This window comes from Pseudomonas sp. 20-5 (genome assembly GCF_056782835.1).
Map to the genome: position 1 here is coordinate 779,943 of NZ_CM165584.1, position 25,666 is coordinate 805,608.

The 25,666-nt window shown below is 68.5% G+C and carries 19 protein-coding genes; 4 read left to right on the forward strand and 15 right to left on the reverse strand.

Annotated elements, in window-relative coordinates:
• Nucleotides 1-9 precede the first annotated feature (9 nt).
• From phzF to phzA, 6 genes are read right to left on the reverse strand one after another with little or no spacing between them, the layout of a single operon-like run.
• Nucleotides 10-846, reverse strand: coding sequence for a phenazine biosynthesis protein PhzF (gene phzF, locus AC1RB9_RS03710; protein WP_003093628.1), 837 nt, complete (start codon nt 844-846; stop codon nt 10-12).
• A 13-nt stretch (nt 847-859) separates the two neighbouring features.
• On the reverse strand, nt 860-2,743 hold the full coding sequence (phzE, locus tag AC1RB9_RS03715; protein ID WP_003460078.1) for a phenazine biosynthesis protein PhzE: 1,884 nt from the start codon (nt 2,741-2,743) through the stop codon (nt 860-862).
• On the reverse strand, nt 2,740-3,363 hold the full coding sequence (phzD, locus tag AC1RB9_RS03720) for a phenazine biosynthesis protein PhzD (protein ID WP_003093625.1): 624 nt from the start codon (nt 3,361-3,363) through the stop codon (nt 2,740-2,742). The genes phzE and phzD overlap by 4 nt, the downstream gene beginning before the upstream one ends.
• Nucleotides 3,360-4,577 carry a phenazine biosynthesis protein PhzC gene (phzC, locus tag AC1RB9_RS03725; protein ID WP_003093621.1) on the reverse strand — a complete coding sequence of 406 codons (1,218 nt, stop codon included), beginning with the start codon at nt 4,575-4,577 and terminating at the stop codon, nt 3,360-3,362. Before phzC ends, phzD begins: the two co-directional genes overlap by 4 nt.
• Before the next feature lie 35 nt (nt 4,578-4,612).
• Entirely contained in the window at nt 4,613-5,101 is a 489-nt protein-coding gene (gene phzB / locus AC1RB9_RS03730; protein ID WP_003123955.1) for a phenazine biosynthesis protein PhzB, read from the reverse strand.
• Between the two features lie 29 nt (nt 5,102-5,130).
• Complete coding sequence (gene phzA, locus AC1RB9_RS03735) at nt 5,131-5,619, reverse strand: phenazine biosynthesis protein PhzA (protein ID WP_003114729.1); 489 nt, start codon at nt 5,617-5,619, stop codon at nt 5,131-5,133.
• A 696-nt stretch (nt 5,620-6,315) separates the two neighbouring features.
• Between phzA and phzM the strand changes: the two genes are divergently transcribed.
• Nucleotides 6,316-7,320, forward strand: a complete 1,005-nt coding sequence (phzM, locus tag AC1RB9_RS03740; RefSeq protein ID WP_003093617.1) for a phenazine-1-carboxylate N-methyltransferase PhzM — start codon at nt 6,316-6,318, stop codon at nt 7,318-7,320.
• Nucleotides 7,321-7,330: 10 nt separating this feature from the next.
• Here phzM and opmD read toward each other — a convergent pair whose 3' ends face one another.
• From opmD to nmoR, 6 genes are all read right to left on the reverse strand, one after another.
• Nucleotides 7,331-8,794: a multidrug efflux transporter outer membrane subunit OpmD gene (gene opmD, locus AC1RB9_RS03745; RefSeq protein ID WP_003104727.1), complete on the reverse strand. Its 1,464-nt coding sequence runs from the start codon at nt 8,792-8,794 to the stop codon at nt 7,331-7,333.
• On the reverse strand, nt 8,791-11,880 hold the full coding sequence (mexI, locus tag AC1RB9_RS03750; protein ID WP_003114727.1) for a multidrug efflux RND transporter permease MexI: 3,090 nt from the start codon (nt 11,878-11,880) through the stop codon (nt 8,791-8,793). The genes opmD and mexI overlap by 4 nt, the downstream gene beginning before the upstream one ends.
• Before the next feature lie 12 nt (nt 11,881-11,892).
• Nucleotides 11,893-13,005, reverse strand: a complete 1,113-nt coding sequence (mexH, locus tag AC1RB9_RS03755; RefSeq protein WP_003104731.1) for a multidrug efflux RND transporter periplasmic adaptor MexH — start codon at nt 13,003-13,005, stop codon at nt 11,893-11,895.
• 7 nt (nt 13,006-13,012) lie between these two features.
• Entirely contained in the window at nt 13,013-13,459 is a 447-nt protein-coding gene (gene mexG, locus AC1RB9_RS03760; RefSeq protein WP_003093607.1) for a multidrug efflux RND transporter inhibitory subunit MexG, read from the reverse strand.
• 650 nt (nt 13,460-14,109) lie between these two features.
• Complete coding sequence (gene ppgL / locus AC1RB9_RS03765) at nt 14,110-15,276, reverse strand: gluconolactonase PpgL (protein ID WP_003093604.1); 1,167 nt, start codon at nt 15,274-15,276, stop codon at nt 14,110-14,112.
• A 79-nt stretch (nt 15,277-15,355) separates the two neighbouring features.
• Nucleotides 15,356-16,210: a LysR family transcriptional regulator NmoR gene (gene nmoR / locus AC1RB9_RS03770; RefSeq protein ID WP_003454398.1), complete on the reverse strand. Its 855-nt coding sequence runs from the start codon at nt 16,208-16,210 to the stop codon at nt 15,356-15,358.
• Between the two features lie 107 nt (nt 16,211-16,317).
• Between nmoR and nmoA the strand changes: the two genes are divergently transcribed.
• Both nmoA and AC1RB9_RS03780 read left to right on the forward strand, forming a co-directional pair.
• Nucleotides 16,318-17,373 carry a nitronate monooxygenase gene (gene nmoA, locus AC1RB9_RS03775; protein WP_003454387.1) on the forward strand — a complete coding sequence of 352 codons (1,056 nt, stop codon included), beginning with the start codon at nt 16,318-16,320 and terminating at the stop codon, nt 17,371-17,373.
• Nucleotides 17,374-17,468: 95 nt separating this feature from the next.
• On the forward strand, nt 17,469-18,509 hold the full coding sequence (locus AC1RB9_RS03780; RefSeq protein WP_003454384.1) for a D-alanine--D-alanine ligase: 1,041 nt from the start codon (nt 17,469-17,471) through the stop codon (nt 18,507-18,509).
• A gap of 39 nt (nt 18,510-18,548) precedes the next feature.
• Here the strand turns inward: AC1RB9_RS03780 and AC1RB9_RS03785 are convergent, their stop codons facing one another.
• The 3 genes from AC1RB9_RS03785 to AC1RB9_RS03795 form a co-directional block, all read right to left on the reverse strand.
• Nucleotides 18,549-19,415 carry an MBL fold metallo-hydrolase gene (locus AC1RB9_RS03785; RefSeq protein WP_003093600.1) on the reverse strand — a complete coding sequence of 289 codons (867 nt, stop codon included), beginning with the start codon at nt 19,413-19,415 and terminating at the stop codon, nt 18,549-18,551.
• A gap of 207 nt (nt 19,416-19,622) precedes the next feature.
• Complete coding sequence (locus AC1RB9_RS03790) at nt 19,623-21,404, reverse strand: acyl-CoA dehydrogenase C-terminal domain-containing protein (protein WP_003454382.1); 1,782 nt, start codon at nt 21,402-21,404, stop codon at nt 19,623-19,625.
• A 117-nt stretch (nt 21,405-21,521) separates the two neighbouring features.
• Nucleotides 21,522-23,144, reverse strand: a complete 1,623-nt coding sequence (locus AC1RB9_RS03795; RefSeq protein ID WP_003093598.1) for an acyl-CoA synthetase — start codon at nt 23,142-23,144, stop codon at nt 21,522-21,524.
• A 245-nt stretch (nt 23,145-23,389) separates the two neighbouring features.
• Between AC1RB9_RS03795 and bfiS the strand changes: the two genes are divergently transcribed.
• Nucleotides 23,390-25,666: a two-component system sensor histidine kinase BfiS gene (gene bfiS, locus AC1RB9_RS03800; protein WP_003123960.1), complete on the forward strand. Its 2,277-nt coding sequence runs from the start codon at nt 23,390-23,392 to the stop codon at nt 25,664-25,666.

Below are 25,666 nucleotides of genomic sequence, written 5' to 3' on the forward strand. Positions count from 1 at the left end.
TCTGCCCGTTCACAGGTAGGCCCGGCCTTCGGCGAAGGCCGCGCCGTTGCCCGACACTTCCACCGCCGAGACCCGCTCGCCGGCGCCCTCGGCGCGGGCGTACATGCGCGACGGCCGGCCGATCTCGACGCCCTGGAGGATCTCGATCTGCTGCCCGTAGGGAATCTGCCGGTGGCGCGCCAGGTGGATCGCCAGCGGCCCGGCGGCGGAACCGGTGGCGGCGTCCTCGACCACGCCGTAGGCCGGCGAGAACATGCGGCTGCGCCAGTGCCGCCCGGCGCCGGCGAAGCAGTTCACCGCCAGGTCCGGGAAGTCGCACAGCGCGCGGTGGTCGGGGTGCAGCGCGGACAGCGCGGCGACGCTCTCCAGGCCGACGAAGACGTGGCGCGGGCCGTTGCGGTAGACCTCGATGGGAAAGGTCGAGCCCTTCAGGCCGAGGGCGGCGAGCAGCTCGGCCGGGCGGCTGAAGTGCTCCCAGGTGGGGATCGGCTGCTGCATGCTGCAGGCCACCACCTTGCCGTCCTGGCGCTCCAGGGCGAAGGGCACGGTGCCCATCCTGGTCTCCAGGAACAGCCTGTCCTTGTCGGTCTCGGCGCCCAGGGCGATGGCGGTGCCCAGCAGCGGGTGGCCGGCGAACGGCAGTTCGTTGACCGGGGTGAAGATGCGGATGCGCGCGTCGCCGTCCTGTTGCGGGCGGAGCACGAAGGTGCTCTCCGACAGGTTCATCTCCCGCGCCATGCGCTGCATGCGCTCGCCGCTGAGGTCGTCGCAGTCGAAGAACACCGCCACCGGGTTGCCTTGCAGCGGTTCGCTGGCGAAGGCGTCTATCACGACATATCTGTGCATGGGCTCTCCTGGCTCAGGGCCGCCGCTCGACCAGCGCGTGGCGCAGCAGGTCGGCGATGATGCGTGGACCCTCGCGGGTCAGCACCGATTCGGGGTGGAATTGCATGGAGGCGAAGCGCGGCCCGCGCAGGGCATGGACCTCGCCGGTCTCGCGGTCGCGGCTGATCTCGATCGGGCCGACCTCGGGGATCTCGATGCGGTCCTGCAGGGCGCGCGCAGCGAAGGTGTTGTAGAAGCCGACGCGCTCGGCGGCGCCGAACAGGTCGATCTGTTTCTGCACGCCCTGGTTGGGCTCCTGCCGGCGTTGCAGGTCCAGGCCCAGGCACAGGCTCAGCACCTGGTGGCTCAGGCACACGGCGAGGAACGGCCGGCGCTCGCTGAGCAGCGAACGGATGGCCAGGTGCAGGTGGCCGATCTTCGGCTGGCCGATCTCGGTGGGGTTGCCCGGGCCGGGGCCCATGATCACCAGGTCGTAGCCGTCGAACGAGTACGGCTCCTGGAAGCCGCGCACGGTCACCGTCAGGCCCAGCGACTTGAGCTGCTTGGCGATCATCGAGGTGAAGGTGTCCTCGGCATCGACGATCAGCACCTCGCGTCCGGACAGGTCGGCCTGCAACTGCTGGCGCTCGCTGGCGCCGCGCAGCCAGAAGTCGGCGATCGGCGCGTTGCGGCTGGCCAGCGCCGCCACCACGTGCGGGTGCGAGCCCAGGCGCTGCGGCGCCTGGCTCTTCAGCGCGGCGATCAGCCCGGAAGCCTTGGCCCGGCTTTCCGCCGCCTCGCCCAGGGGATCGGAGTGACGCACGATGGTTGAGCCGACGCCGATGCGCAGGCGGCCGTCGCTCTCGATCTCGGCGGTGCGGATCAGGATCGCCGAGTCCAGCGTGCGCCCGCCCTGACCATCGCCGCCGATCAGCGCCGCCACCCCGCTGTAGTAGCCGCGACCCTGCGGCTCGTAGCGGCGGATCACCCGGCAGGCGCTTTCCAGCGGGCTGCCGGTGACGGTCGGGGCGAACAGCGTCTCGCGCAGCACCTCGCGCACGTCGCGGTTGGTCTGGCCCTCGATGAAGTACTCGGTGTGCGCCAGGTGCGCCATCTCCTTGAGGTAGGGACCGAGCACCCGGCCGCCGTCCTCGCAGATCCGCGCCATCATCTTCAGCTCCTCGTCCACCACCATGTACAGCTCGTCGGCTTCCTTGCGGTTGTCGAGGAATTCCATGACCTCGGCCAGGTTCGGCCCGGCCGGCGGATAGCGGTAGGTACCGCTGATCGGGTTCATCACCGCCAGGCCGTCGCGCACGCTGATGTGTCGCTCGGGCGAGGCGCCGACCAGGGTGCGTTCGCCGGTGTGGACGATGAAGGTCCAGTAGGCGCCCTTCTCGCGCAGCAGCAACTGGCGGAAGAAACTCAGCGCGCTGGCCGTGGCGTAGCCGTCGATGCGCGCCTGGAAGCGCCGCTTGATCACGAAGTTGGCGCCTTCGCCGCGACCGATCTCGTCGGCGATGACCCGCCCGACCACTTCGGCGTAGGCCTCGTCGTCGAGGTCGAAACCTTCCTCGCTCAGTTCCAGCGCCTGGTTCGGCAGCAGCGCCAGGGCCTGCTCCAGCGGCAGCAGTTCCTGCTCCAGGACCTTCAGCGCCAGCAGCGGCGTGCCGTCGTCGAGCGCCTCGAAGCCGCGCTCGGCGATCTGCCGGTAGGGAATCAGCGCCAGCAGGTCATGGCGCGGCAGGCCCGGGCCGGGCTCGTCCAGCGGCAGGTCGGCCAGGCCGTGCAGTTCGAGCGCCTCGCCGCGGATCACGTCGAGCAGGCCCGGGCCATTGCTTTCCGGGCGGTAGAGCAAGGCGAACGGCGCCGGCCGTTCGAGCAGGCGCTGCAACAGCGATGTGGGCAGGGCGTTCATTCCAGCACCTCGTCGGTGGTGACCACCATCGCGCAGCGGCTGGCGGCGTATTCCAGGGCCATGCGGTGGTGCGCCTCGCTGAAGTCGGCGATGGCGTCGGCCACCAGGAACGGCTGGATGTCGTTGGAGTAGGCGTCGACCGTGGAGATCAGCACCCCGACGTGGGCGTATACGCCGCACAGCACCAACTGGTCGCGGCCGGCGGCGCGCATCCGCTGGAGCAGGTCGGAGTGGAAGAAGGCGCTGTAGCGCCACTTGGTCAGCAGCCAGTCGTCCGGCCCCGGCGCCAGCTCCTCGACCACCTCGCGGTCGGCCGGACTGGCGCGCATGCCCGGCCCCCAGAAGTCCTTGAGCAGGCCGCGCTGCTCCTCGGTCATGCTGCCCGGCTGGGCGGTGTAGGCGATCTGCACGCCCTGCTCGACGCACCAGCGGCGCAGCCGCGCGGCGTTGGCCACCAGCCCGGCGCGCAGGCTCTCGGGCAGCGGGCGCAGGAAGTAGCGCTGCATGTCGTGCACCAGCAGCACCGCGCGCCGCGGCTCCAGGCTCCAGCGCGCCAGGTTGGCCGGCAACTGCTGGGCAGTCGGCAAGGGATAGGCGGTGATTTCGGGAATGCCGCTCATGCCACGGTCTCCAGGGGGAAGGTTGCGCTCGGGATCGCTTCTGCGCCGGACCAGGCCATCACCGCGCTGAGCGCCTGCCAGGGGTTCAGCCGCGGATCGCAGAGGCTGGTGTAGTGCCGGCTGACCTGGTGCAGGCCGCTGGAATCGGCGACGCACTCGGTGACGTCGTCCGGGGTGGTCTCCAGGTGCAGCCCGGCGGCCACGCCGCCGGAGCCGGACACCGCCAGGCGGAACGCCGCCACCTCCTCGGCGATGCTGCGCACCAGGCGGGTCTTGTTGCCGCAGGGCGCGACGATGGTGTTGCCGTGCATCGGGTCGCTCAGCCAGATCACCGGGTGCCCGGCCGCGCGCACCGCCTCCACCAGCGGCGGCAGGCGCTCGCCGACCTTCTGCGCGCCCATCCGCGCGATCAGCGTCAGGCGCCCCGGCTCGCGGCGCGGATCGAGGCGCTCGCAGAGCGCCAGCAACTGGTCGCGGCCGATCTCCGGGCCGACCTTGCAGGCCACCGGGTTGAGCACCTCGGCCAGCAGCGCCACATGGGCACCGTCGACCTGGCGGGTGCGCTCGCCGATCCACGGCCAGTGGGTCGAACCGAGGTAGACCCGGCGCTGCTCGTCCTCGCGCAGCATCGACAGCTCGTAGTCGAGCAGCAGCATCTCGTGGCTGGTCCAGACCGGCGAGGCATTCGCCTCCTGCCCGGACGCGGCGTCCCAGCCCAGGTGGCGCATGATGTTGCGCGCCGCCGCATAGCCCTTGAGGATCCGCTGCGGATCGGCCCGGCGCTGCTCGGCATGGGCCTCGCGGCCGTTGACCATGTCGCCGCGATAGACCGGCAGGGTCTGCTCGCCGACCTGCTCGTGCGGCTTGGAACGCGGCTTGGCGTACTGCCCGGCGATGCGCCCGACGCGGATCACCGGCCGCCGGCCGGCCAGGCGCAGGGCGCCGGCCAGCAGTTCCAGCACGGCGGCCTTGCGCGCCACGTTCTCGGCATGGTGGTCGTCCATGTCCTCGGCGCAGTCGCCGCACTGCACCACCAGCGCCTCGCCGCGGGCGACCCGCGCCAGGGTCGCGCGCAGGGCCAGGATGTCGCCGGCGCGGATCAGCGCCGGACTGCCGCGCAGGTACGCCTGCACGTCGCGCAGGCGCGACGGATCGCCCCATTCGGGTTGCTGCAGCGCTTCGCAGCGCCGTACGCGTTGCAATAGATCGTCCATGGTGGGTCCCCCTTCGGCAGGAGATATCGTTTCGATCAAGTGGGAATGCCTTCGCGTTTTATTTCCGGGACCGGAATGCTCAAGGCGCGCAATTGTTGGAAGACGTTCATGAATTCGCGGTTGCGCTTGATCTTGCCGTCTTCAAGTTCGAAGGAATGCAGGAAGTGGTTTTCGTAATAACCTTCGGGATATCCGGGGAAAAGAATCTTGCCGTGACCGTCGCATTCGACCCAGAAATGATTGGGGTCGTCGGTTCCGAATATATTTATGTTGTACCACTCCCAATCGGGAAAGCACTTCAATGACCAGACGGCATGTTCCGCAAGTTTGTCTTTGCCACGAATGACGATGGGCGAGCCGGTATCGGTGGTCCATAAACCGCCACAGCCGTCCTCGACGAAAAGTTCATGGCGGCGCAGGCGATCCTGGCCTTTGGTATTCATGTACTTCTCGACGGTGGCGCGATTCTTTTCGCGAAGTTCGTTGGCATCGGTGAAACCGATTGGATTTGTCGTATCAGGCATCGTCAATGCTCCTTGGCGGTAGATGTCATTCAAGTGGGAATACCGTCACGTTTTATTTGCGGAACGGCTATTCCCAATGCACGCAGTTTCTGTATCGGGTTCATGAACTCGCGATTACGTTTTATCCGGCCGTTCTCGAGTTCGAAGGAATGGATGTAGTGGTTCTCGCAATAGCCCTGCGGATACCCCGGGACCAGCGCCTTGCCGCGCCCGTCGCACTCGACCCAGAAGTGGTTCGGATCCTCGGTCTCGAAGATCCGCACGTTGTGCCACTCCCAGTCGGGGAAGCAGCGCTCGAGCCACTCGGCGAGCCGCCTGAGGCTCTCATGGCCCCGGAAAACCAGGGGTTCGCCGCTTTCCGTGGTCCAGTTGCCGGCGCAGCCGTCCTCGACGAACAGGCTGTGCCGCTGTAACCGTTCGGCCCCCTTCATTGCCATGTAGCGCTCCACCGTGGCGCGATTCAGGCGCCGCAGACGCTCGATGTCGAGGGGTGTTTCCCTGTACCGCTGACCGTTCATGCGCCGCCTCCGAGAGGGCTCTGCAGGTATGCCGGAGAAACTTTTCCCTCGCGGCATCGGTTATTCGCTGGCGCGCAGGAGTTCGTCGCTCGGTAAGGGAGCGATATTCGCTGGGCGCATTGTTTATACGTAGGGTGAAATTTCGCGTTACATATGTTCGCCTGTCGTTTCCAATTTTCGAAAGGCAATAGGAGTTTCATCCCGGGTTTCTTTTGGAAACCTGTCGGTAATGGATTCGCAATGCTTTCGTTAAGGTGCGACAGACGAGGTCGCGAAGACTTTCAGCGTCATTCCGTGAAGTGTTTCAAATAGCCAGCATCCCTGGTCGCTGATGTGTATTGCATAAAACACAGAACGCTCGTACCGGCTCAACTACAAGATCTGGTAGGTGCCAGACAGGGTATGCGGGATTGCTAAGCTGATGCTTCCTGCAATGCCGGAGGTTGTAGCCAAGTTGTAATTTTATTCTTTCGGTACGCAGGAAAAGGCTCTGGAACAGGCAGTTGGAAAGTTCCAGGGTTGTTTCCGCAACGAGATCCAGGGAGCGCTGATCCGGGGGATGAGCGCATTTTTTCTCAAAGTTCCGAATGAACCGGGGTGTTCTGCGGTATTTCTCGCCGAGCGGGCAAGAAGTGCGAAATAGAGCGCTTGGGTACTTCTCGGGTTACGGAAATGTGTAACGAGAGAGAATAAAAGATGAATAATTCGAATCTTGCTGCTGCGCGTAATTTGATACAAGTTGTTACCGGGGAATGGAAGTCCCGTTGCGTCTACGTCGCTACGCGCCTCGGGCTGGCCGATCTGATCGAGAGCGGGATCGACAGCGACGAGACGCTGGCCGCCGCGGTCGGTTCCGATGCCGAGCGCATCCATCGACTGATGCGCCTGCTGGTGGCCTTCGAGATCTTCCAGGGCGATACCCGCGACGGCTACGCCAATACCCCCACCAGCCACCTGCTGAGGGATGTCGAGGGCTCCTTCCGCGACATGGTGCTGTTCTACGGCGAGGAGTTCCACGCCGCCTGGACGCCCGCCTGCGAGGCGCTGCTCAGCGGTACCCCAGGCTTCGAGCTGGCGTTCGGCGAAGACTTCTACAGCTACCTGAAGCGCTGCCCGGATGCCGGCCGGCGCTTCCTGCTGGCGATGAAGGCGAGCAACCTGGCCTTCCACGAGATCCCCAGGCTCCTGGATTTCCGCGGGCGTAGCTTCGTCGACGTCGGTGGCGGTTCCGGCGAATTGACCAAGGCCATCCTGCAGGCCGAGCCCAGCGCCCGGGGCGTGATGCTCGACCGCGAGGGTTCCCTCGGCGTGGCCCGCGACAACCTCTCCAGCCTGTTGGCAGGGGAGCGCGTCAGCCTGGTGGGCGGCGACATGCTGCAAGAGGTGCCGTCCAACGGCGATATCTACCTGCTGTCGCGGATCATCGGCGATCTGGACGAAGCCGCCAGCCTGCGGTTGCTCGGCAATTGCCGCGAGGCGATGGCCGGCGACGGCCGGGTGGTGGTGATCGAGCGGACCATCTCGGCCAGCGAGCCGTCGCCGATGTCGGTGCTCTGGGACGTGCACCTGTTCATGGCCTGCGCTGGCCGTCACCGCACCACCGAGGAGGTGGTCGACCTGCTCGGGCGCGGCGGCTTCGCGGTGGAGCGGATCGTCGACCTGCCGATGGAAACCCGCATGATCGTCGCTGCCAGGGCCTGAATCGGAACTTTCAACGGTTGGCCCCGGCGGTTTCGCCGGCGGCCAGTTGGCCGGCGCCCGGCGCCAGGTCGCCGCTGCCCCAGCCGAGCGCCTTGTAGAGCGCGATGACGTTGACGAACGAGGCGGTCTCCGCCTGCGCCAGTTCCTCGCGGATCTGGTACAGCGCGCGCTGGTTCTCCAGCACCGCCAGGTAGCTGCCGGCGCCGGCGCGGTAGCGTTCGTTGGCGATCTCCAGGGCGTTCGCGCCATGGGTCGCGGACTGGAACAGGGCGACCAGCCGACGCTGGTGTTCGGCCAGTTGGTTGAGCGCGTTGCCGACGTCCTCCTGGGCCAGCAGCAGGGAGCGCTGGTAGCGCGCCAGCGCGGCGTCGGACTGCGCCTCGACGGCGCGCAGGCGGGCCCGCACGTTGCCCAGGCGGAACGCCGGCCAACTGACGCTGGGCGCCAGTTCGAAGGCGCGCGAGGCGCTGCCGAGGTCGCCGCTGCGCAGGGCGAAGAAACCGATGAAGCCGCCCAGGTCGAGGCGCGGATAGAGTTCGGCGGTGGCCGCGCCGACGTCTTCGGTGCTCGCTGCCAGTTGCCGCTCGGCGCTGACTACGTCGGGGCGCTGGAGGATCAGGCGGTCGACGTCGCCCAGCGGCAGGTTCTTCGCCAATGGCGCGGCGGCGCCGCCGTCGAGGATCGGCGCGCCGCTGCCGGGTGCCTCGCCGCGCAGCACGTCGAGGCGATAGCGGGCGCTCTCCAGCGCGGTCGTCAGTGGCGGAATCGCCGCTTCGCTGCGCAGCAGGTTGGCCTGGGCGTTCTCCACGTCCTCCGGCAGGCCGCTGCCCAGTTGCAGGCTGCTGCGGGTCAGCTCCAGGGTGTCGCGCCAACTGCGCACCTGGGCGCGCGCCACGTCCAGCCGGCGCTGGTAGCCCTGGATCTCGAAGTAGGCGCGGGCGGTGTCGGCGGCGATGCTCAGGCGTACCAGCCGGAGGTCGGCGTCGGCCGCTTCGGCGCGGGCCAGGGCGGCGTCGGAAAGTCGGCCGAGGCGGCCGAACAGGTCGATTTCCCACTGCGCGTCGAAGCCGGCGCGGTAGCTCTCCGCCAGGCGCCGGCGCGGCTCGCCGTCGTAGTCCAGCTGTTGTTCGATGCTGCGGCTGTAGCCGGCCTGGCTGGTGACCTGCGGCAACTGGTCGAGCCAGCGGTCGTCGAACAGCGCGCGGGCGCTGCGCAGGTTGGCGCGGGCCTCGCGGATGTCGTGGTTGCGCGCCAGCGCCTGGTCGACCAGGCGCACCAGTTGCGGATCGTCGAAGAAACTCCACCAGGGCGCTTCCCGCCGCTCGCCGGAGAACTCGCCGAGGTGCTCGCTGGCGACGCGTGGCGGCGGCGACTGCGGACGCTGGTAGTCGGGGCCGACGCTGCAGGCGGCCAGGCCGGTGCCGACCGCCAGGGCCAGCGCCAGGCGCGAAAGGTTCGGGTAGGAGCGCTTCATGCCTTGTTCACCAGCAGATCGGCCTCGGCCAGTTGCCGGCTGCGCGGGCTCTTGTCGACTTCCGCGTGGTTGCGCGCCAGCAGGGTATAGACGGTGGGCAGCACGAACAGGGTGAAGAGGGTGCCGACCAGCATCCCGGAGACGATCACCACGCCCAGGCCGAAGCGGCTGGCGGCGCCGGCGCCGCTGGCGAAGAGCAGCGGCACCAGGCCGAAGACCATTGCCGCGGTGGTCATCAGCACCGGCCGCAGGCGGATCTGCGCGGCGCGCAGGATCGCCGCGCGGCGGTCGAGGCGCTCGTGGAGTTGCAGTTCGTTGGCGAACTCGACCATGAGGATGCCGTGCTTGCTGATCAGGCCGATCAGGGTGACCAGGCCGATCTGCGTATAGATGTTCATCGTCGCGTAGCCCAGCGCCAGCGGCAGCAGCGCGCCGCAGATCGACAGCGGCACGGTGATCAGGATGATCAGCGGGTCGGCCAGGCTCTCGTACTGCGCGGCGAGCACCAGGTAGATCACCACCAGGGCGGCGAGGAAGGCGAACACCAGGGTGTTGCCTTCCTGGGTGTATTGCCGCGAGTCGGATTGCCAGTCGTGGCTGAAGCCGGCCGGCAGGCCGCGCGCCACGTCGTCGAGGAAGGCCACCGCCTGGCCCATGGAGACGCCGGGCGCGGGGATCGCCTGGAGGGTCGCGGCGTTCTGCTGGTCGAACTGGATCAGCTTGTTCGGTTCGACCTGAAGCGCCACCCGGACCACCGTCGACAGCGGCACCAGGTTGCCGTCCTGGGTGCGCACGAACTGTCGTGCCAGCGCTTGCGGAGTGAAACGCTGGTCGCGCAGGCTCTGTGGGATCACGTCGTAGGAGCGGCCCTCCATGCCGAAGCGGTTGACGTAGTTCTCGCCCACCAGCACCGCCAGCGACTCGCCGATGTCCTGCATGCGGATGCCCAGGCTGTTGGCCTTGGCGCGGTCGATGCGGACCTGGACCACCGGGTTGTTGTAGTCGAGGTCGCTGTCGACCACCACGAACAGCCCGCTCTGCCGGGCCTTCTGCTTGATCTCTTCCATGGTCCGGTAGAGCACCGGGTAGTCCTGCGGGCTGCGCAGCACCATCTGCACCGGCAGGCCGCCGGTGGAGCCGGGCAGGGCGGCCAACTGGAAGGCGAAGATGCTGCTGCCCTCGACATCGCCGACCTTGCCTTGCAGCTCGGACTGGATCGCCGAGGCGTCGCGCTCGCGTTTTTCCCAGGCCGCCAGGTTGATCCCGCCGAAGCTCGCCGCCGGTCCGTCGGTGCCGTTGATGATCCAGGTGCTCACGGTTTCCGGGATGCTGGTGTAGACCTGGTCGAGCTTGCGCGCGAACAGTTCGACATAGTCGAGGTTGGCGTGCTGCGGCGCCTTGATCGCGGTGAGCACCGCGGCCTGGTCCTCGGTCGGCGCCAGTTCGCGCTTGGGCATCGAATACAGCAGCGGCAGGCTGATGCACACCAGCAATGCCAGGCCGCCGGTCAGCCAGCGGTGGCCCAGGGAGAACTCCAGGACCTGCCCGTAGCGCCGCGTCAGGCCGCCGAAGAACCACTCGGCGGCGCGGCCCATGCGCCCCTCGTTCTGGTGCGCCTGGAGCAGCAGCGAACTCATCACCGGCGACAGGGTCAGCGCCACCACCCCGGACACGATCACCGCGCCCGCCAGGGTCAGGGCGAACTCGCGGAACAGCGCGCCGGTGAGGCCGCCCATCAGGCCGATGGGGGTGTACACGGCGGCCAGGGTGATGGTCATGGCGATCACCGGGCCGGCCACTTCGCGGGCGCCGATCAGCGCCGCCGCCACCGGCGACTTGCCTTCCTCGATGTGGCGGTGGACGTTCTCCACCACCACGATGGCGTCGTCCACCACCAGCCCGATGGCCAGCACCATCGCCAGCAGGGTCAGCAGGTTGACGCTGAAGCCGAAGGCCAGCATCAGCGCGGCGGCGCCGAGCATCGACAGGGGAATGGTCGCCACCGGGATCAGCACGCTGCGCAGCGAGCCGAGGCAGAGGTAGATCACCAGCACCACGATCAGCAGCGCTTCCACCAGGGTCCGCACCACCTCGTCGATGGAGGCCTGGATGAAGCGCGAAGTCTCGTAGGCGAGGTCGACGCGGACATCCGGCGGCAGGGTCTTCTGGATCTCCGGCAGCAGCTTGCGGATGCCGTCGACGATCACCAGCGGGTTGCCGGTGGGCGTCGGGAACAACCCCAGGTGCACCGCCGGATCGCCGTCCATCAGTGCGCTGGTCTCGGTGGCCGCGGCGCCCAGTTCGACGGTACCGACGTCGCGCAGGCGCACCAGGCCGTTGCCATCGTTGCGGATGACCATCTCGCGGAAGTCGTCGACGTTGGTCAGGTCGGTGTTGACCCGCACGTTGGACAGCACGTACTGCCCCTTCACCATCCCCGGCGCCGCCTGGTAGTTGTTGCGGCGGATCGCCTCGGCCACGTCGGAGGCGGTCAGGCCGCGCCCGGCGAGGCGGTCGGCGTCGAGCCAGAGGCGCATGGCCAGGCGCTGGCCGCCAAAGGTCTGGACCTTGGCCACGCCGTCGATGGAAGAGAACATCGGCTCGACCACCCGCGACAGGTAGTCGGTCAACGCCGGGATCGGCAGGGTCTTGCTGGAAAAGCCGACGTAGGCTACCGCGGTGGTCTCGCCGGAAGAGCGTTCGATCACCGAGTCGTAGGCACGCTCGGGCAGCTTGTAGCGCACCGAGTTGACCTTGGCCATGGTCTCGGTCATCGCCTGGGTCGAATCGCGGTTGAGCAGCATGCGGATGGTCACCACGCTACGCCCCTGCACCGAGGTCGAGGAAAGGTAGTCGATGCCCTCCACCGACGACACCGCCTGGGCGATCGGCTGGGTGACGAAGCCTTGCATGAGATCGGCGGAGGCGCCGGGGTACTCGGTGGTGACGGTGATGGTCGAGCTTTCCAGCAGCGGGTACTGGCGGATCGGCAGCTTGCCCAGGGAGAACAGGCCGAGCAGCAGGATCAGCGTGCTGACCACCAGCGCCAGCACCGGCCGGCGGACGAACAGGTCGGTAAAGGTCATCGCGGGGTTCCTTCAGCGGCCGGCGACCGGCACGGGGGGCGCGGCACTGCTCAGGGTGTCTTCCTTGACCGGTTCCACGGCCATCCCGTCGCTCAGGTTGATCTGTCCGGAAGTCACTACCCGGTCGCCCTCGGCGAGGCCCTGGAGGATTTCCACGCGACCGTCCCAGCGCTCGCCGATCCGCACCGAGACGCGCTTGGCGCTGAGCGGCCGGTCGCCGTCCTGGTGGGCGACGAACACGGTGTCGCCGTAGGCGGTATAGGTGACCGCGGTTTCCGGCACGCTCAGCGACGGCGCGTCGGCTTTGCGCGAGACCCGGATGCTGGCGAACATGCCGGCGGCGAGCAGGCCTTCGGGGTTGTCCAGCAAGGCCTGGACCTGCACCGTGCGCGACTTGCCGATCAGCGGGTCGATGGCGCTGATGCGCGCCGGGAAGCTGCGCCCCGGATAGGCGTCGACCAGGACCTCGAGGGGCTGGCCGAGCTTCAGCTCGGGACTGGTGCTTTCGTCCAGGGAGAAATTGCTTTTCAGGGTCCGCGCATCCACCAGGCTGGCCACCGGCTCGGCGACGCCGAGGTACTGGCCGAGGTGCACGCGGCGGATGCCGAGCTGGCCGGAGAAGGGCGCGCGGATCGCCTTCTGGTCGATCAGCGCCTGGGTCTGGCGCACCGCGCCGAGCGCCATGTCGCGGGCGGCGACGGCGTTGTCCAGCTGTTCCTGCGAGGCGACGTTGCGCTCTACCAGCTTGCGCGCACGGGCATGGAGGATCTCGGCATTGCGCAACTGCGCCTTGAGACGGATCAGCTCGGCCTGTTCCACCGCGTCGTTGAGTTGCACCAGCAACTGCCCTTGCTGCACCTGCTGGCCCGATTCGAAGGCGATGCGGGTGATCCGTCCTGCCGCTTCGGCGGCCACCTGGACCTGGCGACCGGCCTCCAGCTCGCCGACGCCATCGAAGACGCGCGGCACCACCCGCCGCTCCACCGAGGCGAGGGCGACCTTCACCGGCGGGTAGCCGGCGAAACCGCCGGCGTCTTTCTTCGCCGAGCCGGTGGCGTAGACGGCGATGCCGATAACCGCCGCGCAGATGAGCGCGGCACTGGCGATCAGGACGGGTTTCTGCATGATCGCCTCAGGCCTTCTGGTAGGTGGCGGCCACGGAGACGTCCTGGCGCAGCCGCTGGCGTTGCGCGCTGGCGATGGCCGTGGCGATCAGGCCGCCGATCACCGCGATGTGCTCGAGGGCGAAGAACATCGCCAGCTTGGCTTCGACGCCGGTCTTGCTCCAGAAGGTGTGGACGATGAGGATGGTCAGCAGCAGGAACACCGCCAGCGCCCCGGCGCCGAGCCATAGCTTGCGGTCCAGCAGGACCAGCGCGGAGCCGGCCAGCAGGGTCACGGCGGTGGCGATGTTGAACAGCCAGGCCGGCTCCAGGCCGGCGGCGCGCATTTCCTCCAGGCTGGCCTGATAGTCGAACAGCTTCGCCAGTCCCGAGGCGACGAACATCAGGGCCAGGCAGATCCGGGCGGTCAGCCAGAGCCAGTTGCTTTCGAGCGAGTTATCGATGAAGCGCTGCATGGGTCGTTCCTTGTGCTGGTCGCCATCCGGCGCCGCGAAGCGGCCGTGGGGGCGGTTCGTGGTCCTGGGGAAACGGGGCGGTATGACCGCAGCGGGGACTATAAAACCTCAAGTTAAGTTGAGGTCAAGGGCGTCTGTGATTAGCGCTATAGGCCTTGCTGGGCGTGGGTTGCAGGTGGATTCGTTGGTGTCGCGGGACGGTGGGGTGAGGGGCTGACGATTGGTCGCGGGGACTATTGGGGGAGGGGCTGGGTGTAGCTTGCGGGCAACCCGTCGCGACGGTTCCCCCTGGAGCGAGACGCCTTCGCGGCATCACTGTCGCTCGACCCGCTGCGCGACGATTCGACCTCCTGCCGGGGCGAGTTAGCTACCCCATCGTCTGGAGGGCAAGCATGGCAAACCTCTACGTGGCGGATCCTGGTTCCGTAGGGCGAATAACCGCTTGCGGTTATCCGCCGGTTCTCCGGGACAGCGGCGGATAACGCCCCTCGCGTTATTCGCCCTACAGGACTTGCCGTATGTGGGCGGAAGCTCCATGCCTGTGGGCCTTGGAGCCAGGGCGGGCTTCGGGTCTGGCTCCGTAGTGCGGATGACCGCTTAGCGCCGATCCGCCGGCCCAGCGGCGTATCGGCGGATGGCCGAGCGCAAGGTCACGGCACCGCCACGAAGCGCAGATCGCTCGGCGACCCCACCTCGACGCTTTGCAGCGTCTTGCCCACCTGGCCGCTCTGCGGATCGCGGGCGAACACCCGCAACTGGTCGCTGTTCTGGTTGGCCACGAGGACGAAGCGCCCGCCGGGCGAGAAGGCGAATTCGCGCGGCTCGGTGCCTTCCACCGAGCGCCGTTCGACGAAACGCAACTGGCCGCTGGCCGGGTCGACGGCGAAGGTCACCAGTTGGTTGTCGTCGCCGCGATTGAGCACGCCGAGGAAGCGGCCGTCGGCGGACAGGTGCAGGGCGCCGGCGCCGACCTTGCCCTGGAAGCCGGCAGGCGCCAGGTCGTGGGTCTGCAACTGACGCAGGCGGCCATTGCCCTCATGGGCGAACACCATCACCTGGCCGCTCAGTTCCAGGGTCAGGTAGGCGAAACGCCCGTCGGCGCTGAAGATCAGATGGCGCGGGCCGCTGCCGGGCGGGGTCGGGACGAATGCCGGATCGGCCGCCTGCAGCGGACGTTCGGCCTGTTCCGGGGCGTAGCGGTAGACGAATACCTTGTCGGCGCCGAGGTCGGGGGCGAACAGGTACTGGCCGTCGGGCGAGGACACCACCGAGTGCACATGACCGGAAACCTGGCGCGGATGCACCTTGCTGGCCTGGTGCGACTCCACCTGCACCACCGGCGCCAGCGAGCCGTCCGCGCGCACCGGCAGTACCGCCACCGAGCCTTCCGGCTGTACCGAGTAGTTGGCGACGAACAGGTAGCGACCGTCGTGGCTGAGGCTGCTGTAGGTCGGATGATCGCCGAGGGTCTGGACCTGGCTGATCTGTTGCAGGCGGCCGCTGATCGGATCGAAACGGTAGGACGTGGCGCGACCGACGGTATCGCCCTTGCCGCCCCGTCCGTTCTCGTTGACCACGAACAGAGTGCGTTGGTCCGGGGCGAAGGTCAGGTACGAGGGGTTGCTGGTATGGGCCACGCGCAGCGGGCCTTTCACCGAGCCGTCGGCGCCGTCGAAGCGGTATACCTGGATGCCTTCGCTGGAGCCTTCGGTATAGGTCCCCACCAGCAGGTTGTAGAGGCTGGCGGCCTGGGCCTGGGGCGCCACGCCGGTGAGCGGCGCGAGGGCCAGCAGGCAGAGGGTGGGCAGTCTTCTCATGGGCAACTCCTTGGCTCGCTATTGTTCTGATGGCTCGGGGTTGGACCGGAGCCAGGCCGTTGGGTTCGCCCCTGGCCGCTCAGTCGCCGGCCTGGCCCAGCACGCCGCGCCAGCGTTCGAAGGCGGCGGTCGCGTAGCCTTCGCGCCAGACCAGCCAGGTGTCTACTTCGGCAAGGGGCAGGCTGCGCAGCGGCGGCGTGCCGAGCAGTTGCAGCACCGAGCGCGGCAGCACGCCGACACAGGCGCCGGCGGCGACGCAGGCGAGGATCGCATGGTAGGAGCCGACTTCCTGCACCGTCAGCGGCGTGCCCAGGCTGTCCTCGGCCAGTTGCCGGTAGGTGCAGCCACGGGCGAAGCCGGCCAGGGTGCGCAGGCGCACCTCGGCGACGTCGTGGACCGGCGGGTGTTCGGCCGGCAGGATCATCAGCAGTTCCTCGCGGAACAGCGGCTCGCCGCGCAGGCCGCTGCCATCGAGTTCGCCGGCCCAGCCCGGGCCGGCGGCCACCAGCGCGCAGTCCAGGCGCCGCGCCCGCACCCCATCGAACAACGCGCGACTGGTGCCGGTGGAGACTTCCAGGGCGACCCGCGGACAGGCCTTGTGATAGCTCGCCAGCAGCGCCGGCAGGCGGCTGGCCGCGGTGCTTTCCATACTGCCCAGGCGCAGGCGCCCGCCGGGCTCGGCGGGATGCATCGACTGACGCGCCTCGTCGGCGAGAGCCAGCAACTGCTCGGCGTAGGCGAGGAATTCGCTGCCGCGTTCGGTCAGGCTCATGCGCTTGCCGTCGCGCAGGAACAGTTCGACGCCCAGGTCCTCCTCGAGCTGGCGGATCCGCGTGGTGACGTTCGACTGCGCTCGCTGCAACCGCTGAGCGGCGCGGGTGACGCTGGCCTCGTGGGCGACCGCGCGGAAGATTTCGAGGGAGGAAAGGTCCATCGATCTATCTCTTTATGAGAATGAATTGTTAAAAATATTCTTTTATGAAGATATATTGGTCAAGCGTCGGCCGACGCGGTGTCGTCCGACCGGGAGAGGGAATCGCCATGACTGACCGCTTCACGCGCCTGCTCGGTATCCAGCAGCCGATCATCCAGGCACCCATGCTCGGCGTCTCCACGCCGGCGCTGGCCGCCGCCGTATCCAACGCCGGCGGGCTCGGTTCGATCGCCATCACCGGTAGCGCCGCCGAGAAGGGCCGGGCGCTGATCCGCGAGGTGCGCGGGCTGACCGACAAGCCGTTCAACGTCAACCTGTTCTGCCACCGCCCGGGTCAGGCCGACCCGGCCCGCGAGCGCGCCTGGCTGGACTACCTGAAGCCGCTGTTCGCCGAGTTCGGCGCCGAGTCGCCGGCGCGGCTGAAGAACATCTACCTGAGTTTCCTCGAAGACCCGACCCTGCTGCCGATGCTGCTGGAAGAGCGGCCGGCGGCGGTCAGCTTCCATTTCGGCGCGCCGCCCCGCGACCAGGTTCGCGCGTTGCAGGCGGCGGGCATCCGCGTACTGGTCTGTGCCACCACGCCGGAGGAAGCAGCCCTGGTGGAGGCCGCCGGCGCCGATGCGGTGGTCGCCCAGGGCATCGAGGCCGGTGGCCATCGCGGGGTGTTCGAGCCGGAGCGCGGCGACGCCGCCATCGGCACCCTGGCGCTGGTCCGCCTGCTGGCGGCGCGCGGTTCGCTACCGGTGGTCGCTGCCGGCGGGATCATGGACGGACGGGGCATCCGCGCCGCCCTGGAGCTGGGCGCGAGCGCCGTGCAGATGGGCACCGCCTTCGTCCTCTGTCCGGAGTCCTCGGCCAACGCCGCCTACCGCGAGGCGCTGAAGGGGCCGCGCGCGGCGCGCACCGCGCTGACCGTGACCATGTCCGGGCGCAGCGCCCGCGGCCTGCCCAACCGGATGTTCTTCGATGCCGCCGCGCCTGGAGTGCCGCCCTTGCCGGACTATCCGTTCGTCTACGACGCGACCAAAGCGTTGCAGACCGCCGCTCTGGCTCGCGGCAACCATGATTTCGCCGCCCAGTGGGCCGGCCAGGGCGCGGCGCTGGCGCGGGAGCTGCCGGCCGCCGAACTGCTGCGCACGCTGGTCGAGGAACTGCGCGGCTGAGGGAGGCCGTTCGCTGCGCGCGACGATGACTGTCTCTGTTCAGTTACCCCTGTGTTGTGCTTTTCTGCCTCCAGCACTGGAACGACAGGTGGAACATGGGACAGGACAAGTTGAAGGTCGCCGTTCTCTTCGGCGGCAGCAGTGAGGAACGGGACGTCTCCATCGCCAGCGGCGCGCAGGTGATCCAGGCGTTGCGCAGCGCCGGCCACCAGGTGCTGGCGGTGGATACCGCCAGCGGCCTGCTCGGCGCGGAGGAAGAGCGCCGCCTGCTGGCGAGCAAGGTCAAGGAGGTCCCGCCGGACTCCGACTCGCTGGCGATCATCCGCAGCGGCAAGCAGAGCCTGCTGAGCGCCGGCGAACTGGCTGGGGTCGACGTGTTCTTCCTCGCCCTGCACGGCGGCACCGGCGAGGACGGCACCCTGCAGGCGCTGCTGGATGCCGGTGGTTTCGCCTATACCGGCAGCGGCCACCTGGCCAGCGCCATGGCGATGGACAAGGACGTGGCCAAGCGCCTGTTCCTCGCCGCCGGGGTGGAGACCGCCAGTTGGCTGATGGCGCCGGCCTCGGAAGAGGCGGTGCGCGAGCAACTGGGCTTCCCCCTGGTGGTCAAGCCGAACAGCCAGGGCTCCACCGTGGGGCTGTCCATCGTGCATTCCCAGGCCGAATTGCAGCCGGCCATCGAGCTGGCCGGGCGCTATGGCGACGAGGTGATGCTGGAGCGCTTCGTCGCCGGCCGCGAGGTCACCGTCGGGGTGCTCGACGACCAGGCGCTGCCGGTGGGCGAGATTCTCCTCGACGGCCAGGAGGTCTTCGACTACGAGCACAAGTACCAGGCCGGCGCGGTGCGCGAGGTGTTTCCCGCCGACCTGCCGCCGGCGATCGCCGCCGAGGCCCAGCGTCTGGCGCTGAAGGTACACCGGGCGCTGAAGCTGAGCGGCTACAGCCGCACCGACTTCCGCCTCGACGAACAGGGCCGGCTCTGGTGCCTGGAGGTCAATACCCTGCCGGGCATGACCGCCACCAGCCTGCTGCCGCAGGCCGCGGCGGCGGCCGGGATCGGTTTCGCCGAACTCTGCGAGCGGATCTGCCGGCTCGGCATCGAGCGCTGCAAGGGCGCGCGCAAGGCGCGTTCCTGATTCCCGCGGCCCGCCGCCGGGGCGGGCCGCGCCTTTCGCTCAGGCCTCGAGGTTCTCGACCCGCTCGAGGGTGTCGTAGAGGCTGTAGCGCTCCTGTTCGTCGCGTCGCACCCGGCCCATGGCGACGCACGGATCATGGGTGAAGACCAGTCGGCCGTTGCGGGCGATGAGGCTGTCCAGCAGGCGTTCCTTTTCCTCGATCAGGCCTTCCGGGAAGCGGTCGTAGCCCATGGTCAGCGGTAGGTGTACCCAGGGTGCGCCGGGGATCAGGTCGCCGCTGAATACCACCGGGCCGTCGGGCATGGCGATCTCCGGGAGCATCTGGCCCGGGGTATGGCCTTCGCTGAAATGGAAACGCCAGCCCTCGCCCAGGTGCGCCGAGCGCTCGCCGTCATCGAGCAGCTCCAGGCGTCCGCTGGCCTGCAGCAGGTCGAGCAGTTCCGGCACGAACGAGGCTCGGTCGCGCGGGTGCGGCTGGCGCGCGCGCTGCCAGTGGCGGCGGCCGCTGACGAAATGCGCGTTGGGGAACAGCAGGCGCGCCGGCTGGCCTTCTTCCCAGGCGGCGAGCAGGCCGCCGGCGTGGTCGAAGTGCAGGTGGGTGAGCAGCACCACGTCGATGTCGGCGTCGTCCAGGCCGACCGCGGCGAGGCTGTCGAGCAGTACGTGGCGCTCTTCCTGGACGCCGTAGCGCTGGCGCAGGGCGGGCGGGAAGAACGCGCCGATGCCGGTCTCCACCAGTACGTTGCGCTCGCCGTCGCGCACCAGCAGGGCACGGCAGCCGAGGTCGATGCGGTTCTCCGCATCGGGCTGCATCCAGCGTGACCAGAGCGCGCGCGGGGCATTGCCGAACATGGCGCCGCCGTCGAGTTTCTGGCTGTTGCCGAGGAGGGTGGTGAGGGTTCGCATGGATATGTCCTTGTTCCTGGTCTAGCGAATAACCGGCGGTTGCGTCGTTTTTCAAGAATGCCTGGCCGGCTTCCCGGGCGTCGTAGGGCGAATAACCGCTTCGCGGTTATCCGCCGTTATCGCGGGCTGTCGGCGGACAGCGCGTTGCATGCTGTCCCGGAAAAAACACGCGGCCCACGGGCCGCGCGACAATGCTCGACGGAAGCTTCAGAACTGTTCCGCCTCCAGGCCGTACAGGCTTTCGCTGCCGGCTTCGACGGCGGCGGCGAGGGAGTGCACGCGGGGCAGGATGCGGGCGAAGTAGAAGCGCGCGGTGGCCAGCTTGCCGTCGTGGAACGACGGGTCGACCTCGCGCTGGCGCAGCGCGGCGGCGGCCATGCGCGCCCAGAGGTAGGCGTAGGCGGTATAGCCGAACAGATGCAGGTATTCCACCGAGGCTGCGCCGATCTCGCGCGGGTCGTTGCCGGCGCGGGCGACGATGCCCTGGGTGAGGTTGTCCAGCAGGTCCAGGGCGGTCAGCAGCGGGGTGACGAACTCCGCCAGTTCGGCGTTGGCGCCGGCGGCGAAGGCTCGCACCTCGCGGCTGAAGATGGAGAGGAACAGCCCGCCGTTGGCGACCACCTTGCGGCCCATCAGGTCGAGCGCCTGGATGCCGTTGGTGCCTTCGTAGATCTGCGCGATGCGTACGTCGCGCACCAGTTGCTCCTGACCCCATTCGCGGATGTAGCCGTGGCCGCCGAACACCTGCTGGCCGAGCACGCAGCTCTCCAGGCCGGTATCGGTGAAGAAGGCCTTGGCCACCGGGGTCAACAGGGCCACCAGGGCTTCGGCCTGGCTGCGTTCTTCCTGGTCCTCGGCGTACTTGGCCAGGTCGAGCTGCTGCCCGACATAGGTGGAAAAGGCGCGGCCGCCCTCGGTCAGCGCCTTCATGGTGAGCAGCATGCGGCGCACGTCGGGGTGCACGATGATCGGGTCGGCGGCCTTGTCCCTGGCCACCGGGCCGGTCGGCGCGCGGCTTTGCAGGCGCTCGCGGGCGTAGGCGACGGCGCTCTGGTAGGACATCTCGGCGCAGCCGATGCCCTGGATGCCGATGGACAGGCGCTCGTAGTTCATCATGGTGAACATCGCCGCCAGGCCCTTGTTGACTTCGCCGACCAGCCAGCCACTGGCGCCGTCGAAGTTCATCACGCAGGTGGCCGAGGCCTTGATCCCCATCTTGTGCTCGATGGAGCCGCAGTGCACCGCGTTGCGTGCGCCGAGCGCGCCGTCGTCGCCGACCAGGAACTTCGGCACCAGGAACAGCGAGATGCCGCGCGAACCGGCCGGCGCGTCGGGCAGCTTGGCCAGCACCAGGTGGATGATGTTCTCGGTGAGGTCCTGCTCGCCGCCGGTGATGAAGATCTTCGTCCCGCTGATCCTGTATGAACCGTCGGCCTGCGGCTCGGCCTTGGTGCGGATGATGCCCAGGTCGGTGCCGGCGTGCGGTTCGGTCAGGCACATGGAGCCGGCCCAGGTGCCGGCGTACATGTTCGGCAGGTACCTGTTCTTCAGCTCCTCGCTGCCGTGCGCATCGAGGGCCAGGCAGGCGCCGGCGGAAAGGGTCGAATAGAGGCTGAAGCTGGCGTTGGCCGCGTACATCATCTCCTCGAACTGCACTGCCAGCATCTTCGGCATGCCCATGCCGCCATGGGCCGGATTGCCGGTGAGGCCGACCCAGCCGCCCTCGGCGTAGGTCGCGTAGGCCTCGCGGAAGCCGGCCGGGGTGCGCACGGCGCCGTCCTGCCACTGCGCGCCTTCTTCGTCGCCACTGCGGTTGAGCGGCGCGAGCAGGCCGCCGGTGACCTTGGCCGCTTCCTCGAGGATGGCGTCGGCGGTGTCGGCGTCGATCCGCTCGGCCAGTCGCGGCAGGCGCTGCCACAGGGCGGGGGCGTCGAACACGTCGTTGAGCAGGAAGCGCATGTCGCGCAGCGGGGCGTTGTATTCAGGCATTGCACACCTCGTCGGTGAACGGCCGGCGGGACGGCCGCAGGTACAGGGTTGCCCGTGCGCATCCTGCCTACGGCCGCCGTGGCACGGCCGCTGCACGGGCAATTCGGCTGGCGGCGCTCAGAGGGCGGCGGCCCACTCGCGCAGCACGTATTTCTGGATCTTGCCGGTGGAGGTCTTCGGCAGTTCCGAGAACACCACGGTACGCGGAATCTTGAACGCGGCCAGGTGTTCGCGACAGAACGCGACGATCTCGCTCTCGGCGAGCCCCTGATGATCGCTCTTCAGGGTAATGAACGCACAGGGCGTTTCCCCCCACTTTTCGTCGGGCCGCGCCACCACCGCCGCCTCCAGCACCGCCGGGTGGCGGTAGAGCACGCCCTCCAGTTCGATGGTGGAGATGTTTTCGCCGCCGGAGATGATGATGTCCTTGAGCCGGTCGCGGATCTCGATGTAGCCGTCCGGATGGCAGACCGCCAGGTCGCCGGTATGGAACCAGCCGCCGGCGAAGGCTTCCTCGGTGGCGCTGGGATTCTTCAGGTAGCCCTTCATCACGGTATTGCCGCGCATGAATATCTCGCCGATGGACTGGCCGTCGCGCGGCACCGGCTCGAGGGTCTTCGGGTCGGCCACCATCACCCCTTCGAGGGTCGGGTAGCGCACGCCCTGGCGCGACTTGATCGCGGCGCGTCGCTCCAGCGGCAGGTCGTCCCACTCGCCGTGCCAGGCGCAGACCGTGACCGGGCCGTAGACCTCGGTGAGGCCGTAGACATGGGTGACGCGGATGCCCATCTCTTCCACCGCGCCGATCACCTTGGCCGGTGGCGCGGCGCCGGCGACCATGGCATGCACCGGGTGGTCGATGGCGGCCTTGGCCGAGTCGGGCATGTTGATCAGGGCGTTGAGCACGATGGGCGCGCCGCACAGGTGGCTGACCTGGTGCTCGCGGATCAGGGTGAGGACCTTTTGCGGATCGACCCGCCGCAGGCAGACGTGGACGCCGGCCAGCGCGGTCACCGTCCACGGATAGCACCAGCCGTTGCAGTGGAACATCGGCAGGGTCCAGAGGTACACCGGGTGCTGGCCCATGGACCAGGTCATCTGGTTGCCCAGCGCGTTCAGGTAGGCGCCGCGGTGATGGTAGACCACGCCCTTGGGGTTGCCGGTGGTGCCCGAGGTGTAGTTCAGCGAGATCGCCTGCCACTCGTCCCGGGGCCATTCCCAGGCGAACTGCGGGTCGCCCTCGGCGAGCAGCGCCTCGTAGTCCAGTTCGCCAACCGGGCGGCCTTCGCCATACTCGGGGTCGTTGACGTCGACCACCAGCGGCGGGTGGTCGAGCATACCGATGGCGGCATGGATCACCTCGTGGAATTCGTAGTCGGTGATCAGCACCTTGGCTTCGCCGTGTTGCAGCATGAAGGCGATGGCTTCGGCGTCGAGGCGGACGTTGAGGGTGTTCAGCACCGCGCCGATCATCGGCACGCCATAGTGCGCCTCGAGCATCTCGGGGATGTTCGGCAGCATCACCGCCACCGTGTCGCCCTGGCCGATGCCGCGCCCGGCCAGGGCCGAGGCCAGGCGTCGGCAGCGTTGGTAGGTCTGCGCCCAGTCGCGGCGGATGTTGCCGTGGATCACCGCGGGGTAGTGCGGATAGACGCTGGCGGTGCGCTCGATGAAGCTCAGCGGCGTCAGGGCGATGTGGTTGACGGCGGCGGGCGCGAGACCCTGTTCGAAGATCGACATGAAGAGTACCCCGTGGCTGATTGTTAGCTCTGTTCTGGGTAAGGGTCACGATCTGCCGCGCGCGGAGAGACTGCGTCGAAAACGGCTGGTTTCTCTGGCTCGGCAGATCGTGAACAGCTTCCAAGGACCAGGCGAAGCGCTCCTTGGGTTGGGGCGATTTATAGCAACGATGAAAAATATATGGAAGTTAAACCATAAGCTTATAGTATAAATACCATATAAGTTCCCAGGATCATCTTCCGCCCATGAGTCCGCTTCCCGCTTCGCCTGCCCTCAACAGCCTCCTGCGCCTGCTGCGCGAGGGCGCGCCGCTGGTCGAGCGGGTCGGTGCGCTGCGCCGCTTGCTGCTCGAACATCCGGGCACGCGCCAGGCCTGGTACCTGGCCTGGCAGCCGCAGGCGCAGACCTATACCCCGGTGCCGCCGTCGCCGGCGCTGCCGCCGGGCGCCGGCGAGCCGAACCGGGCCAGCGACCTGGCGTTGCGCGAGCGGCTGGTGCGCGACGGCCGGCTGGCTCTGGACGAATTGCGGCGTTCCGCGTCCTGGCTCGGCGCGCGCTTGCGGCGTGCCGGCGTGGAGCATGGCATGGCCTTCGCCCTCGACCTGCAGGCCGGCGACGAAGGCCTGCTGCTGGTGGCCAGCGATACGCCGCAGAGCGCTGCGCTGGACTGGCTCGGCCTGCTCCTCGCACCGTTGCTCGCCGCCGCCCGTGGCGTCACCCGCGCTGCGCCGTTCCTCGCGGCCGACCCGCAGCCGGCGCTGCTGCTCGACGGCGAGGCGCAGGCGGTGGAATTCAACCAGGCCTTCCTTGCCTTGCTTGGCGAGCGGCCGCGCGAGGCCTGGCGCGCTTACCTCCCGGCCAACCATGGGCAACTGGTGCGCGCCAGCCTGGGGCAGGCGCGGGCCCTCGGCGAGGTGGAGGCGGAGTGCGACGGACGCATCCTGCTCTGGCAGTTCATTCCCGACAGCGCCGAGGCCCGGGTGCTGGCGCGCTGCCGCGACGCAACCGCCAGCCTGCGCGGCGAGCGCGAGGCGGCGCGGGCCAGCCGGCTGTACCGGCTGATCACCGAGAACACCACCGACCTGATTTCCCGGCATACCCTCGACGGCATTTTCCTCGACGCCTCGCCGGCCTCCTGGACCCTGCTCGGCTACTGGCCGGAGGAACTGCGCGGGCGTCCGGCGCAGGCGTTGTTCCACCCCCAGGACCGCGGCCAGGTGGCGCTGCGCGCGCGCGAAGCGCTGGAGCAGGACGGCTACCTGACCATCACCTACCGTATCCGCCACCGCGACGGCCGCTACCGCTGGTTCGAGACCGCCAGCCGGGCGATCCGCGAGACCTACACCGGGGCGGTGGTGGAGGTGGTCAGCGTGTCCCGCGATGTCACCCGGCGGGTCGAGGCGGAGGAGAACCGCCGGCGCCTGGCCGAAGTGGTCGAGGCGAACACCGACCTGGTGCTGTTCGTCGAGCATGGCGGCCGCGTCACCTACCTCAATCCTTCGGCACGTGCCGCCCTCGGCATCGCCGACGGGCAGGAGGCGCCGGCGCTGGAACGCCTGCTGGCCGGCGACACTCCGGCGCGGCTGGCCGAAGAGGGTTGGCGACAGGCGCGCGATGGCGGCGTTTGGAGCCGCGAGGGGCGCCTGCAACCGCAGGACGGGCGTCCGTCGCTGCCAGTCTCGCTGGTGTTGCTGGCCCATCGCGGCCGCGGCGAGGAGCGCTATTACTCGCTGGTGGCCCGCGACATGACCGAACGCGAACTGCGCGAGGCCCAGCAGCGCCGTCACCAGGACGAACTGGCGCACACTGCGCGGCTGGTCACTCTCGGCGAACTGGCCTCGGGCATCGCCCACGAGATCAACCAGCCGCTGGCGGCGGTGATGAACTACGCCAGCGCCAGCCAGCGTTACCTGGCCGTCCTCGGCAGCCAGCCCGAGGCCGCCGGGCGGGTGGCCGAGGGGCTGGCGCGGATCGGCGAGCACGCCGGCCACGCGGCGGAGGTGATCAAGCGCCTGCGCGCCTTCCTGCGCAAGGGCCAGCGGCGCCTGCAGGCGCTCGACCTCAACCAGGTGGCACGCGAGGCCATCGGCCTCTGCGCGTGGGAAGCCGGGCACTGGCAAGTGGCGGTGGAAGAGGCGATGACCGACAATCCGCCGCCGCTGTATGCCGACCGCGTGCTGCTCGAACAGGTGTTCCTCAATCTGCTGCGCAACGCCATCGAAGCCAACCGCGAGGCGCATCCCGGCTCGCCGTCGCGGGTCGTCATCGGTAGCCGCGTCGAGCCCGGCGGGCTGCTCTGCCTGTGGGTTCGCGACCAGGGACCGGGAGTGCCGGCGGATCAGCTGGAACACATTTTCACGCCGTTCCACACCAGCAAGCCGGAAGGGCTGGGCCTGGGCCTGTCGATGAGCCGCAGCATCGTCGAGGGCTTCGGCGGCACCCTCGAAGCCGAGCTGCCGGCGGATGGCGGGTTGCTCATGAACTGCCGGCTGCCGCTCGCCGCCGGCGCCACGGGAGGTTAA

What these genes read in the sequence shown, in the direction of transcription:
- phzF (WP_003093628.1), bottom strand. Translation starts at nt 846, where the DNA reads ATGCACAGATATGTCGTGATAGACGCCTTCGCCAGCGAACCGCTGCAA.
- phzE (WP_003460078.1), bottom strand. Translation starts at nt 2,743, where the DNA reads ATGAACGCCCTGCCCACATCGCTGTTGCAGCGCCTGCTCGAACGGCCG.
- phzD (WP_003093625.1), bottom strand. Translation starts at nt 3,363, where the DNA reads ATGAGCGGCATTCCCGAAATCACCGCCTATCCCTTGCCGACTGCCCAG.
- phzC (WP_003093621.1), bottom strand. Translation starts at nt 4,577, where the DNA reads ATGGACGATCTATTGCAACGCGTACGGCGCTGCGAAGCGCTGCAGCAA.
- phzB (WP_003123955.1), bottom strand. Translation starts at nt 5,101, where the DNA reads ATGCCTGATACGACAAATCCAATCGGTTTCACCGATGCCAACGAACTT.
- phzA (WP_003114729.1), bottom strand. Translation starts at nt 5,619, where the DNA reads ATGAACGGTCAGCGGTACAGGGAAACACCCCTCGACATCGAGCGTCTG.
- phzM (WP_003093617.1), top strand. Translation starts at nt 6,316, where the DNA reads ATGAATAATTCGAATCTTGCTGCTGCGCGTAATTTGATACAAGTTGTT.
- opmD (WP_003104727.1), bottom strand. Translation starts at nt 8,794, where the DNA reads ATGAAGCGCTCCTACCCGAACCTTTCGCGCCTGGCGCTGGCCCTGGCG.
- mexI (WP_003114727.1), bottom strand. Translation starts at nt 11,880, where the DNA reads ATGACCTTTACCGACCTGTTCGTCCGCCGGCCGGTGCTGGCGCTGGTG.
- mexH (WP_003104731.1), bottom strand. Translation starts at nt 13,005, where the DNA reads ATGCAGAAACCCGTCCTGATCGCCAGTGCCGCGCTCATCTGCGCGGCG.
- mexG (WP_003093607.1), bottom strand. Translation starts at nt 13,459, where the DNA reads ATGCAGCGCTTCATCGATAACTCGCTCGAAAGCAACTGGCTCTGGCTG.
- ppgL (WP_003093604.1), bottom strand. Translation starts at nt 15,276, where the DNA reads ATGAGAAGACTGCCCACCCTCTGCCTGCTGGCCCTCGCGCCGCTCACC.
- nmoR (WP_003454398.1), bottom strand. Translation starts at nt 16,210, where the DNA reads ATGGACCTTTCCTCCCTCGAAATCTTCCGCGCGGTCGCCCACGAGGCC.
- nmoA (WP_003454387.1), top strand. Translation starts at nt 16,318, where the DNA reads ATGACTGACCGCTTCACGCGCCTGCTCGGTATCCAGCAGCCGATCATC.
- AC1RB9_RS03780 (WP_003454384.1), top strand. Translation starts at nt 17,469, where the DNA reads ATGGGACAGGACAAGTTGAAGGTCGCCGTTCTCTTCGGCGGCAGCAGT.
- AC1RB9_RS03785 (WP_003093600.1), bottom strand. Translation starts at nt 19,415, where the DNA reads ATGCGAACCCTCACCACCCTCCTCGGCAACAGCCAGAAACTCGACGGC.
- AC1RB9_RS03790 (WP_003454382.1), bottom strand. Translation starts at nt 21,404, where the DNA reads ATGCCTGAATACAACGCCCCGCTGCGCGACATGCGCTTCCTGCTCAAC.
- AC1RB9_RS03795 (WP_003093598.1), bottom strand. Translation starts at nt 23,144, where the DNA reads ATGTCGATCTTCGAACAGGGTCTCGCGCCCGCCGCCGTCAACCACATC.
- bfiS (WP_003123960.1), top strand. Translation starts at nt 23,390, where the DNA reads ATGAGTCCGCTTCCCGCTTCGCCTGCCCTCAACAGCCTCCTGCGCCTG.